The organism is Erythrobacter sp. LQ02-29 (assembly GCF_022576075.2).
Classification (GTDB): domain Bacteria; phylum Pseudomonadota; class Alphaproteobacteria; order Sphingomonadales; family Sphingomonadaceae; genus Alteriqipengyuania.
Window position 1 is genome coordinate 377209 of the sequence record NZ_JANCNT010000001.1, and the last position, 12059, is coordinate 389267.

The window sequence follows — 12059 nt, forward strand, 5'->3', positions numbered from 1 at the left end:
GAGCCGTCGATCAGAAATCGACTGTGACCGATCCCCGGTAGGTGCGCGGCCGCCCTTGCAGAAGGCGCGCGGTGTCGCCCGATGCGAAGGCGCTGTAGGACGAGCTCCAGAACCTCTCATTGGTCACGTTGTCGACGCCGAAGCGCAGGGTGAGCGGGACGCCGCCCGTCGCCAGCACGTATCGCGCGCCCAGATCGAGCGTGGTCCAGTCGTCCAGATAGCTGGTATTGGTCACGTTCGCCGCCTGCTCCCCGGTGTGGATCACCCGGCCGGTCAGCGTGAAGCCGGGCACGAAGGGCAGGTCCCATTCGACATTGGCGTTGAGGGTATAGTCCGGCACGCCCAGCGCATCGTTTCCTTCGTTCGCGCCGCCCGGCGTGCGGCGCAGCTTCGCATCGACCACCGATCCGCCCGCGATCAGGCGCAGGCCGTTGACCGGCTGGGCGGTCACGAACAGCTCGATCCCGCGATTGCGCTGTTCGCCATAGCTGCCGAAGCGCAGGCTGCCCGCAACGTCCGGATCGGCCGCGAGGTAGAAGCTGGGCTGCTCGATCTGGTACAGCGCGAGGCTCGCCTGCAAGCGGTCGAACCCGATCTTGCCGCCGACCTCGTACTGGACCGAGCGCGCAGGCGCGAGCACCTGGCCGCCATTGGTCACCGGCAATTGCCCCGCCCCAGGATTGTCGGGATCGATCCCGCTCACGGGCGCGGGCGTGCCGGGCTGCAGCCCCTCGATCCGGTTGGCGAACAGCGAGATGCGCTCGGTCGGCTTCACCACCAGGCCGATGACGGGGGTCACCGCGTCGCTGCTCAACCGGCTGGTCAGGTCGCCGTTCGCGACGTTGTAGCTTTTCTGCGTGATCTCCTGCAGGCGCAGCCCGCCGGTCAGCAGAATGCGGTCGTCCCACAGCCCGATCGTGTCGGAGGCGAAGGCGCTCAGCTGGATCGAGCGCGCGCTGGGGTTGGGATCGTCCAGATCGCCGCTGAAGAACGTGCTGGTGCCGGAAATCGGCGCGTCGACCGGCGCGTAGAGATTGGTCGCGTAGCCGCTGCGGAAATCGTAGGCGGTGCGGAACTGCTGCCAGTTCATGTTGCCGCCGAAATTGAACTCGTGCGTGATCGCCTCGCCCAGCCGGACGCGCAGGCCCGCCTCGACCGCCTCGTTGTTGATGCGCGCGGGAATGATGGAGGGGCTGATCGTGGCCGCGCCGGTCGCGGCGTCGGTCACCGTGATACCGGCATAGGTCCCCTGCTCGTTGCCATCCAGCGCGCCGCCGGTGACGTAGAGCATGGCGTTGTCCGCCACGTCGTATTCGATCCGCGCCAGGCCGAAAATATCGCGCAGTTCGGTGCTGGCGAAGGACGGGCCGTAATTGAGATCGGCCTCCGGCACCTCCGGAATGGCGCCGTTGCCGATCACCACCTGCGGGCGCAGCCGGTTCACCTCGTAGCGCTGGTACGCCCCGTCGAGCGTCACGCGCAGATTGTCCGTGCTCCAGTCGAACGACGCGCCGCCCACTATGGTGCGGCGAAATTCGTCGTCCACCGCCACGTCGCCGCTGCGATAGGCGCCGTTGACCCGCACGCCGAACTGCCCGTCCGCGCCGAAGCGGCGGGCGACGTCCGCACTGCCGCCGAAATGCGCGCCCGAGAGATAGCTGGCGGTCAGGCGCGTGATCGGGCGCTCGCCCGCGCGCTTCAGCTGCAGCGTCACATTACCGCCGATCCCGGTGCCGCCCGGCGCCGCGCCGTTGAGGAAGGCGTTCGCCCCGTTCAGCACCTGCACGCCCGAATAGAGCTCGGGCGCGACCAGCTGGCGCGGGGTGATGCCATAAAGGCCGTTCATGCCCACATCGTCGCCGTAGAGCGGGAAGCCGCGGATGACGAACTGCTCCGCCGCATTGCCGAAGGCGTAGGTGGTGCGCACCGAAGGATCGTTCTCCAGCACCTCGCCCAGCGTCAGCGGCTGCTGGTTGAGGATCAGGCTTTCGTCGAAGGTGCGCACGACGAAGGGCACGTCGAGCGAATCCTTGTCCCCCAGCACGCCCAGATCGCCGCCGCTACGCACCTCGGTCGCATTGATGCGCTGCGCGATGACGACGATCTCGTTCGGGGTCAGGCCCGGCTCCAGCGCCTCCTGCGCCTGGGCGGGCATGGCGAGCGCGGCGGCGAGGATCGGCAGCGGCAGGGCGTAACGGTGCAGTTTCATCGGTCTCTTTCGGTTTGTAGGGAATGGCGGGGTCGGTCGCGCCGCAGCCAGGCGGCGGCGATGGCGAAGGGGGCGGCGGCGAGCAGGGCGACGGCAAGCACGTCCTCCCACCCGTCTCCGGTCAGGCCGAGCACCAGCCCGGCGAGGCTGGCGGCGAACAGCGCCAGCGGCCAGGCGAACACGCGGGCGAGCGATTGCGGGGCACGGCGGACGCGGCTCATGCGGGCGCACTCGCCAGCGCGCGCCAGGTGCGGATACGATGCTCGCGCCCGCCGCGCCGGGGGCGCAGCCACAGGGCAAGGCCGCTCCACAGCACCCAGATCAGCGCGAGCGTGAGCGCCGCCCATACCAGCTTCAGCGGCAACCCGCCGTAATCGCCGAAATGCAGCGGCTTCGACAGCATCAGCGCCTGGTTGAGGGCGGGCATGGTCCGCGCATCGGTCAGCCGCCCGGTGCGCGCATCGACCAGCGCGGGCGTCAGCAGGCTGCGCGTCAGCGGGCGGTCGCCCTGGAAGAAGATCGCGTAGTGATGCCCGCTCGACCAGCCGCCGCCGGGGAAGCCGATGAACTGCGGGGATCGCCCCGGCAGCGCGGCCCGCGCGCTCGCCATGGCGGTGTCGAGCGAGCCGTATTCGGCGGGGGCAAGCGGTGCCTCGGCCGCATAGGCGGCGGTCATCGCCGCGACCTCGCCATCGCGCCAGCTGTCGGTCAGCGGGTCGGCGAAGGCGTTGATCGCGCCCGTCACCCCGATCGCCAGCGCCCAGCCGAGCGTCGCGATCCCGACGAGGTTGTGCCGGTCGAGCTGCCGCTTCGCACTGCGCCCGCCCGGGCCGCTCCCGCGCAACCGCCCGAAGCGCAGCCGCCGCATGAACGGCGCGTAGAGCACCGCGCCCGAGATCAGGCTGACCACGAACAGCACGCCCATCGCGCCCAGGAACCACATCCCCCACTGGCCCAGCAGCAGGTCTGTGTGCAGGCCCAGGATCACGTCCATCACCCCGTCCCCATCGATCGCGCCCAGCGCGCGGCCGGTGACGCGGTCGTAGCTGAGCAGCGTCATCTCGCCCGCGCCCGCATCGGGCCGGGGGCCGAGCGTCACGGTGGTGAGCGGGCTGTCCTGGCTGAAGGCCATGAACAGCGGCACCTGCCCCGGATGGCTCGCCAGCGCGCGGTCCATGATCGCATCGAGCGGCAGGCCGACGCCCCCTGCATTCGCCGCCATGTCGGCCGATGGCGGCCCGGCCAGCGTCGCATCGTAATCGGTGCCGAAGGCGGCATCGATCTCGTCATGGAAGATCAGCGGCAGCCCGGTCAGACTCAGCAGCAGCAGGAAGGCGGTGGGCACGAGCCCGCTCCATTTATGGAGCACAAACCAGAACCGGATTCGCCGCGGAGACATGCCCCGCCGCCTAGGGAGGGAGCGGGCACGGTGTCAATGATAATCATTCGCAATAGCGTAGGTGGAGATGCAGTCAGCCCTGGCTGGCGGTGTCGCGGGGCGGATCGATCAACGGCCCGTCCTCTATTTCCTCCAGAAGTTTCGCCTGCTTCGGCTCCAGATCGACCAGCATGGCGAGCACGTTGAGCACATTGATCAGCTCGCTGGTATATTCGGGCAGCCAGTGGTCGGGCTGGATCTTCGTCAGCTCTGAGGGCGGTCGGCGGTCGCCGATGACAGGGCGGCTGCGGTCCTTCCTGCGATAGCTGAACCATTGCCGCAGCACGTTCTTGCCCGACACCTCGTATTCCCACACCTCGGGCGGCACGTTCTCGACCCGCCCGGTTCCGACCATCAGCGTATGCGTACCCGCATCGTAGTCAAGCGTATCGGGAAAGTTCTCGGGGTCGGTCGGGATCGGATGCGCGGCCGGGATGGTCGGCGCGCGATCGCGTGGCAGGCGCGGCTCGCCTGCCGGTTTCCCATCGGCCATCCGCTCGCCGAAGGTATGGAGCCAGATCACCTCGCGCCCCAGCTTCGCCGCACGATCGAACAGGTCCCTGTCGGCGGTCAGCGGCACGCGCAGGCCGGGGCGCACGAGATCGTCGCGGTGCGTGGCGGTGAAGGCGGGATGCGCCAGGACGCCCGCGACATAGGCGAAGACATCGACCGGATCGATGGCTCCACCGTGCGCGGCGGAGAGCGCCTTGACCGCCCGCGCCGCGATATTGGTCCGGGTAGCATCCGCGTCTTGCCACAGCGGAAAGACGCGACCGCCGCGACCGTGAAAGTGGTCGAGGTCCGGAATGTGGCCTAAGAATGAGATCGCCGGTCCATTTTGCGGAGATAGCCTAGTAAGAGCAGTGAGAATTGTTTGGTTCTTACTAAACCCCTCCCACAATCCTGGGTTTGGCCGGTTGATGACGCGCTTGTCCGGGATGATCCATTGGCGATCGAATGAGCGAAATCCGTACCGAATGCCCTGCCTGACCCGCAAGGCCGCCTTTGCATTGGAGGCGAAGGCGGGGTCCGAGCTTCCTCTATGCTCAATTCCATATTCGATCGAAGACAGTTCCTCGTGCTGACCCGGCAGACCTCTCTTCTCCGCCTTGTCCAGCGTACGGTCACCGCCCTCGTGGGGGTGAAACAGGTCGGATCGTTTCGCCTTGTCCTTCTCTCCGACCAGCCGCTCCCACCGCCGCTTCAGCGATTCCGCATCGGGGGCGATCACCCATGTCCGCCCGGGCATCACGCCCGATCCGGCATCGCCGATCACGCTATCGAGCGGCCAGAAATCGGCCCAGCTTCCACCCCGAGCGGGCAGGAACGGGGCCTGCCAGTTGGGCGAGCACTCGGCCCATTCCGCGCCTTCCAGTGTCACCTTTGCCAGTTCGGCGAACTTACCCTCGCGCGGGCCCGCCCGCAGCGCGCGATAGCGCACCGTTGCCGGCGTCTTCCCATCCGTATCGGGGGAGCGCGAGGCCAGCACGATGCACACCGGTTGCTGCACCCCCTGGAAGATGCGCGTCGCCACTGCGGGCTGGTGGCCTTCCGGCGAACAGTCGATCACCCAGATCTCGTCGCATTTGGCGCGCAGGTCCGCCCGCATCTGCTGAAAACCGGGGCCGTTCAGGAATCCGGCCACGGTGATGTAGCAGACGATCCCGTCGCGCTCGCCCGCATCGCCAGCGCCCTGCTCGAACACCTTCCACGCGGCCCAGCGCCAGAAATAGACATAGAGATTGCGCAGATGCTTGGCATGCGCGCCCACGCCCCATTCGGCGGGCGGCTGCCAGTCGGCCAGCTTGCCGGGCTCGTTGCCACTGCCATTCTCGATCCACGCGCCCTTGCCGTTGGCCTTGTCCTTGTAGGGCGGGTTGCCGATCACCACGGTAATCGGGGCCTCGCGCTTGACCTTGGCGGCTGCCAATCGCGACTTGCTGATTTCCTTGTAGATGCCCTGCCCCGTCTCCTTGTCGGCGAACGGATCGGCCAGCGTATCGGTGACGAACAATTGCGGAGCGCCGCTGGCCCCCAGCGTCTGCATTTCCGCCAGCAGGCGGAGCTGGGCCACGGCATAGGGGCCGAACTGGAGTTCGAAGCCATACAGCCGCTTCGCCGCCTCGGTGATCGCGCCGGGCACGGCACCGGCGGTGTCGAAATGCTCGACCGTAGCGGCGATGCTGCGCAGGATGGCGAGCGGGAAGGTGCCCGACCCCACCGCCGGATCGGCGATATGCACGGCGGTGTCGGCCAGCCCGCGCGCGAGGCCATAGCGACCCGGTGCCTTCAGCGCCTCGTCGGTCAGCCGCACCATCGCCTGCACCACTTCCGGCGGGGTGTAATAGGAGCCGGTCTTCCTGCGCAGCGCATTGTCGTAAACGCTCAGGAAGTTCTCGTAGAAATTGATCCACGCCTCGGGATCGCCCCTGGACACCTGCGCCCACGACACCGCGTCGAGGACCCGGGCCAGCGTTTTCAGCGCGGGGCTGTTGCGGAGGGTCTGTTCGGTCAGCAGACGCAGGGCGGTGCCGATCAAGGTCGCCGACTGGCTCAGCTCCCTCGCCGCATCGTCCAGGTCGGGCGTAAGGGCGATATCCCGCGAGCGCGCCATGAGCAGGCCGAAGGTGACCGCCTGCGCATACCCGTCGGCGAATGTCGGATCGTCGGCATCGGGAAACAGCAGCGTGCGCCAATCCTCGCGCAAATCGGCGAGGGCGACGTTGTCGTTCCCGAGCTGCTCGAGCACTTCGTCGCGCAGGAACCGGCACAGCCGCGCCGCCGTCTCGGCCAGCTGCTCCGGGTTCTTCGGCGCGATCGGCTGCCAGGTGAGGAAGTCGTTGACCAGCGCCAGCAGTTTTTGCGGCGCGCTCAGCTTCGCCCCGGACGAGCGCACGTCGCCATCGAAATGGACGATATCGCCCACGCGCTCCCCATTGCGCCACAGGCTGACGGCGTTGCCGTCGGTATAGATCAGGTTGGGGAGCGATTTCAGCCGCTCCCACTGAGCCTTGTCATGGCCATCGGTGAAATTTCGCGGATCGGCGCCCTTTCCCGGTGCCTTGACCTCGATGAAGCCGACCAGCGCCTGCTGCACCTCGACCCCGTAATCGGGCCGTGTGCGCAGATCGGCGAGCGACTTCTCGCCGGTCATCACGAGCGCACCCTTCGGCAGGCCAGCGAGTTCGGCCAGGCTATGCATCAGGTTTTCCAGCGGGCCGCGAAGCTGGTCTTCCGGCTGTCCGCCAGCCGCCAGTTTCGGCTTCGCCGCTGCGCCGAATTCCCCCACAAGTTTTTGCACAGACATGGCTTGTAACGCGCGCCCCCTCCCGGATACCACTCTGGTATCGCGCCAGCCACTCAATGCAACTGGCGCAGGCGGAATGCGAAGCGAAAATGGACGAAACTTCAACCGGTCCCGCGCAGCTCGGCTTCGGCTTTGCCGAGGAAAAGGCCGAGGAAAGCTGGCTCCCCCACCCGGACGAGGTGCGCGAGGATGCGCAGGCCATCCTGGCCTCGGCGCGCGCGGTGACGGCGCAGAATCTGTGGGATCAGCGCACCTATCGCTACAACAAGGTGGTGTTCCCGCAGATGACCCGCTGGCTGCCGGACGACGAGCGTGACCAGCTCTGTTTCGAATTTTTCCGTGAGCTGGAGCGGATCGAAACGCTGATGGCGGCCTGAACCGCGCGATTTTCCTACTCGCCCGCCGCGCGCTACCAGCGGGGGGATGACGGGTTCGCCCCCTCCCCTCGCACATGATGCGATCGGTGCTTTTGCAGGCGCGCGCCTTCGCACAGGCGTGCGTCCGCGCGCCGCCCACCTGTCCGTCCGGGGGGCGTGTGCGGGGAATTGTCGCCTTATGTCAGGTAGATACACGCCGGCGGCGAAAGTGACGCACTGTCACCTTCGTCACCCTGATGGCGAATTTCTTAGGGGTTCGGCCTACGCCGCCTCGTCGGCCCCGGCGTCGAGCCCGTATGCGGTGTGGAGCACGCGCACGGCCAGCTCGGTCTCGTCCTCGTCGATCATCACGCTGACCTTGATCTCGCTGGTGGAGATCGCCTGGATGTTGATGCCGCGTTCGGACAGGGCGCGGAACATGGTGCTGGCGACGCCCGCGTGGCTTTTCATCCCCACGCCCACCACGCTGATCTTCGCGATGTGGCTGTCGGTGATGATGCGGTTGAAGCCGATGGTGGGCCGCCGGTCCTCTAGCAGCGCCTGCGCGCGCGGCAGATCGGTCTGCGGCACGGTGAAGGTGACGTCGGTCTCCCCCTTGTCGCGGCCCACGTTCTGGATGATCATGTCGACATTGATGCCCGCGCCCGCCAGCGGCTCGAAGATCTCGGCCACGGCGCCCGGCTTGTCGGGCACGCGGGTGAGGATGATCTTAGCCTCGTTCTTGTCGTGCGCGATACCGGTGACCAGCTGGCGTTCCATTTCGCCTCCTTCGATGAGTTCTTCCATTTCGGCTTCCGACACGATCATCGTGCCGGGCAGATCGTCCGCCGGGACCGCGTCTTCCCCCACGAAGCTGGAGAGGACCTGGACGCGCACCCCCTCCTTCATCGCGAGGCCGACCGAGCGGGTCTGCAGCACCTTGGCGCCGACGGATGCGAGCTCCAGCATCTCCTCGTACGTCACCGCCTTCAGCTTGCGCGCGCGGGCGACGATGCGGGGATCGGTGGTGTAGACGCCGTCGACGTCGGTGTAGATGTCGCACCGGTCCGCGCCCACCGCCGCCGCGATCGCGACCGCGCTGGTGTCCGATCCGCCGCGGCCCATGGTGGTGACGCGGCCCTCGCCCGATAGGCCCTGGAACCCGGGGATGACGGCGATGGAGCCGCGGCCCATGCTGTCGAGCAGGGCGGCATTGTCGATCGCCTCGACCCGCGCCTTGGCATGGGATTCGATGGTGCGGACGGGGAGCTGCCAGCCGAGCCAGCTGCGCGCCTCCAGCCCCAGGGACTGGAGCGTAAGGGCGAGGAGGCCGGCGGTCACCTGCTCTCCGCTGGCGACGACGACGTCGTATTCCGCCGGGTCGTACAGCGCGTGCGCCTCCCGCGCGAAATTGACGAGGCGGTCGGTCTCCCCCGCCATCGCGGAAACGACCACCGCCACCTCGTCGCGCGTACCGTCGGGCCGGGGCGCGGCCTGGCGGCGCACGATCTGCGCCACGCGGCGAATGCGCTCCGTCCCCGCCATGGAGGTGCCGCCGAATTTCATCACGATGCGGGCCACGGTCCCTCCGTCATCCTCTCCGCTGGTGCGAGCGCGCCCGCGCTGTTACGAAGCGCGCATGGGCGATGCAACATCTGCTGCGAATAGCAAATCTTCGGACGGCGCAACCATCCGCGCCAGCGAGGCCGCACATTTCGGTCGGCTGGCGGCGGACTGGTGGGACCCGCGTGGCAGCTCCGCCATGCTCCACCGGCTCAACCCGGTGCGGCTGGAATTCGTGCGCGCCGCGATCGATCGGCACTGGGCGAAGGACGTCGCCGGGTTCCACCCGCTGGCGGGCAAGCGCGCGCTCGATGTGGGCTGCGGTGCCGGTCTGCTCGCCGAGCCGCTGGCACGGCTGGGCGCGGAGGTGACGGGCGTCGACGCGGCGGCGGAGAACATCGCGGTGGCGCGCGACCACGCGGCGAAGGCCGGGTTCGACATCGCGTACCATGCGGGCGAACTGGGCGAACTCGAGCTCGGCACATTCGACCTCGTCACCTGCATGGAAGTGATCGAGCACGTGGCATCCAAGCCTGCGCTGATCGCGGCGCTGCGGCTGGCGCTGGCGGACGAGGGGCTGCTGATCCTTTCCACCCCGAACCGCACCCCGCAATCGAAGCTGCTGCTGGTCGAGGGGGCGGAGCTGACGGGCTTGATCCCGCGCGGCACCCATCACTGGGACGACTTCGTCACGCCCCAGGAACTGACCGACCTGCTGACCGCAGCGGGGCTGGAAGTGACCGAGACCCGCGGCATCGCCTGGCGTCCGGACAAGGGGCTGCACCTGTCGGACGACAGCTCGCTCAACTACATCCTCGCCGCGCGCCGCGCCTGAAACGCTACTTCGCGGCCCGCGCGGCGATCGCCTGCCCTGGTACGTCGGTGAAGATGCCATCGACGCCGGCCGCGATGAGCAGCTTTTGCAGCGCTGCCATATTGCCCGGCGCGGCTTCACCCCTCGGCTGTTGAAGCGCGGGCGGGAGGAAGGCGTTCTCGGGCCGCAGTGTCCAGGCATGGACCCTTAGCCCGGCCGCGTGCGCAGCGGCGACGACGGGCGTCGGGCTGCCGCCGTCTGTGAGCAGCACCCGGATTTCCGCACCTATGCCATCCGCATATTTCGCGATGTCGGCAAGGCCCGCCGGGGTCAGCATCTCGGCATAGGTCGTACCCGGCATGTCCGCCGGGCCACCGTCTGCCGAGGCGAGCTGGACCAGCCGGTAATCGCTGCGCTGCGCCAGCCGCCGAAGCGGCTCGACCTCGAAGCACTGGATGAAGATCGGGTCGGCGGGTTCGATCCCCTCCTTCTTCAGGGCCAGCAGCAGCAGGTCGACTGTGTCGATGCCCGCATCCTGCAACAGGAATTGCGGGTGCTTGAGTTCGGGATAGAGGCCGATCTTGCGCCCCGTTTCCGCTTCCTTCGCGCGGACCAGCTTCACGATCTGGGCGAATGTGGGAATGGAGTAGAGCCCGTCGAACCGCGCATTGGCGGGGCGCAGACCGGGCAGCCGCTCGCGCGCGTGGAGCGTCTGCAGCTCGGCCAGCGTGAAATCCTCCACGAACCAGCCATTCACCAGCTCGCCATCGACCGTCTTGGCGCGGCGGCGATCCGCGAATTCGGGATGATCGGCGACGTCGGTGGTGCCGGAAATCTCGTTCTCGTGCCGCGCGACCAGCACGCCGTCCTTGGTCGGCACCAGGTCGGGCTCGATATAGTCCGCGCCCTGATCGATCGCCCGTTCGTAGGATGCGAGCGTGTGCTCGGGCCGCTCCCCGCTCGCACCGCGATGGGCGATGACGATCGGTGCCCCGCCCTGCCCCTGCGCCTGGGCGGGCGCGACTTGCGCTGTGGCGAGCAGGGCCAGCGCGACCAGCCATTTCAGCACAGCGCGGACTCCCACCGATCTTCGGAGAAGCCGACCAGCAGCCCGCCGGAATGCTCGACCACCGGGCGCTTTATCATCGCCGGATTGGCGGCCATCACCGCTGCCGCTCCCCCGCCGTCGATCTCCGCCTTCTGCGCGGGGCTGAGCTGGCGATAGGTCGTCCCGCGGGTGTTGAGCACGGTGCCCAGGCCCTTCTCGTCGACCCAGGCATGGATCTTGTACCGGTCCGCGCCGTCCTTGCGAAAATCGTGGAAGTTGTAGGCGAGCCCCTTCGCGTCGAGCCATTTGCGCGCCTTGCGCACGGTGTCGCAGTTGGGAATGCCGTAAAGGGTGATCATGCGGAAAATCCTACAGGATGGAACACATGGAACAGTGTCCTGGCGGCGAAAGAACCGCCGGTTGGCGGTGCATCGGCCGACGGGTTAGCGGGTTGATGTTGCGCGGTCATGAACCCGCCCTAGCGCCTCGGCGGGACGTAGGACAGGTGCGCGGCGCATTGCGCCACGCGGCCTGGCCTGCTAGCGCCGCCCCGTCATCTGGGGAGTAGCCCGCCACCCGATCATCGGGCGGTGCGCCCGCGTCAACATACTTGGCCGAGAGGTCATGGCGCGGCGGGGACGGTCGGACCGTCCCGGGCGAGACCAATGACATCGCGCTTTCGCCCGGCCGGGCGGGAGGTGCGATGTCGTTGCCGTCTCGTTTCGCCCGGCCCGGAGATCTGTTCATGGAACCCATCCTTACATCCGCCGCGGTGGTCGCGCTCGCCGAGATCGGCGACAAAACGATGCTGCTGGCGATCGTGCTCGCCACCCGGTTTCGCAAGCCCGTGCCGATCATCCTCGGCATCCTGTTCGCCACGCTCGCCAACCACGCGATTGCCGCCTTCCTCGGCCATTCGATCGCGAGCCTGCTGGAAGGGGCGTGGTTCCGCTACGCCGTAGGCGCCAGCTTCGTCGCCATGGCAGCGTGGACGCTCGTTCCCGACAAGCTGGACGAGGACGAGGCACCCAAGCCGTCGCGCCACGGCGCGTTCCTGACCACGCTGGTCGCGTTCTTCCTCGTGGAGATCGGCGACAAGACGCAGGTCGCCACCATCGCGCTGGGGGCGCAATTCGCCAGCGTGACGCTGGTCACGATCGGCACGACGCTGGGCATGATGCTGGCGAACGTGCCCGCGGTGTTGCTGGGTCACGCCATCGTGGAACGCGTCTCGCTCAAATGGGTGCGCGCGATCGCCGCGCTGCTGTTCCTGGCGATCGGCATCTGGGTGATCGCGGATACCGCGATGGGCTAGGACCTACGC

At 67.8% G+C, this 12059-nt stretch carries 10 protein-coding genes and 1 riboswitch; of the genes, 3 read left to right on the plus strand and 7 right to left on the minus strand.

Annotated elements, in window-relative coordinates:
* Positions 1-10 precede the first annotated feature (10 nt).
* From MKP08_RS01830 to MKP08_RS01845, 4 genes are all read right to left on the minus strand, one after another.
* Positions 11-2209 (minus strand): TonB-dependent siderophore receptor, encoded by a 2199-nt coding sequence (locus MKP08_RS01830; RefSeq protein WP_241554648.1) that lies wholly within the window; start codon positions 2207-2209, stop codon positions 11-13.
* Positions 2206-2430: a hypothetical protein gene (locus MKP08_RS01835; RefSeq protein ID WP_241554649.1), complete on the minus strand. Its 225-nt coding sequence runs from the start codon at positions 2428-2430 to the stop codon at positions 2206-2208. The genes MKP08_RS01830 and MKP08_RS01835 overlap by 4 nt, the downstream gene beginning before the upstream one ends.
* Positions 2427-3608 (minus strand): PepSY domain-containing protein, encoded by a 1182-nt coding sequence (locus MKP08_RS01840; protein WP_255750337.1) that lies wholly within the window; start codon positions 3606-3608, stop codon positions 2427-2429. Before MKP08_RS01840 ends, MKP08_RS01835 begins: the two co-directional genes overlap by 4 nt.
* A gap of 73 nt (positions 3609-3681) precedes the next feature.
* Positions 3682-6954, minus strand: coding sequence for a type ISP restriction/modification enzyme (locus MKP08_RS01845; RefSeq protein ID WP_241554651.1), 3273 nt, complete (start codon positions 6952-6954; stop codon positions 3682-3684).
* Positions 6955-7043: 89 nt separating this feature from the next.
* On the opposite strand from MKP08_RS01845, the gene MKP08_RS01850 reads away from it, so the two are divergent.
* Entirely contained in the window at positions 7044-7331 is a 288-nt protein-coding gene (locus MKP08_RS01850; RefSeq protein WP_256969987.1) for a hypothetical protein, read from the plus strand.
* A gap of 261 nt (positions 7332-7592) precedes the next feature.
* Here MKP08_RS01850 and MKP08_RS01855 read toward each other — a convergent pair whose 3' ends face one another.
* Positions 7593-8876 (minus strand): aspartate kinase, encoded by a 1284-nt coding sequence (locus MKP08_RS01855; RefSeq protein WP_215229743.1) that lies wholly within the window; start codon positions 8874-8876, stop codon positions 7593-7595.
* A gap of 73 nt (positions 8877-8949) precedes the next feature.
* Between MKP08_RS01855 and ubiG the strand changes: the two genes are divergently transcribed.
* Positions 8950-9708 carry a bifunctional 2-polyprenyl-6-hydroxyphenol methylase/3-demethylubiquinol 3-O-methyltransferase UbiG gene (ubiG, locus tag MKP08_RS01860; protein ID WP_241554653.1) on the plus strand — a complete coding sequence of 253 codons (759 nt, stop codon included), beginning with the start codon at positions 8950-8952 and terminating at the stop codon, positions 9706-9708.
* Positions 9709-9712: 4 nt separating this feature from the next.
* On the opposite strand, the gene MKP08_RS01865 is transcribed toward ubiG, so the two are convergent.
* Both MKP08_RS01865 and MKP08_RS01870 read right to left on the minus strand, forming a co-directional pair.
* Positions 9713-10756 carry a glycerophosphodiester phosphodiesterase gene (locus MKP08_RS01865; protein WP_373418060.1) on the minus strand — a complete coding sequence of 348 codons (1044 nt, stop codon included), beginning with the start codon at positions 10754-10756 and terminating at the stop codon, positions 9713-9715.
* Positions 10750-11094 (minus strand): ArsC family reductase, encoded by a 345-nt coding sequence (locus MKP08_RS01870; protein ID WP_241554654.1) that lies wholly within the window; start codon positions 11092-11094, stop codon positions 10750-10752. Before MKP08_RS01870 ends, MKP08_RS01865 begins: the two co-directional genes overlap by 7 nt.
* Positions 11095-11281: 187 nt before the next feature.
* A riboswitch (yybP-ykoY riboswitch) is annotated at positions 11282-11389 on the plus strand.
* A 91-nt stretch (positions 11390-11480) separates the two neighbouring features.
* Between MKP08_RS01870 and MKP08_RS01875 the strand changes: the two genes are divergently transcribed.
* On the plus strand, positions 11481-12050 hold the full coding sequence (locus MKP08_RS01875) for a TMEM165/GDT1 family protein (protein WP_241554655.1): 570 nt from the start codon (positions 11481-11483) through the stop codon (positions 12048-12050).
* Positions 12051-12059 lie beyond the last annotated feature (9 nt).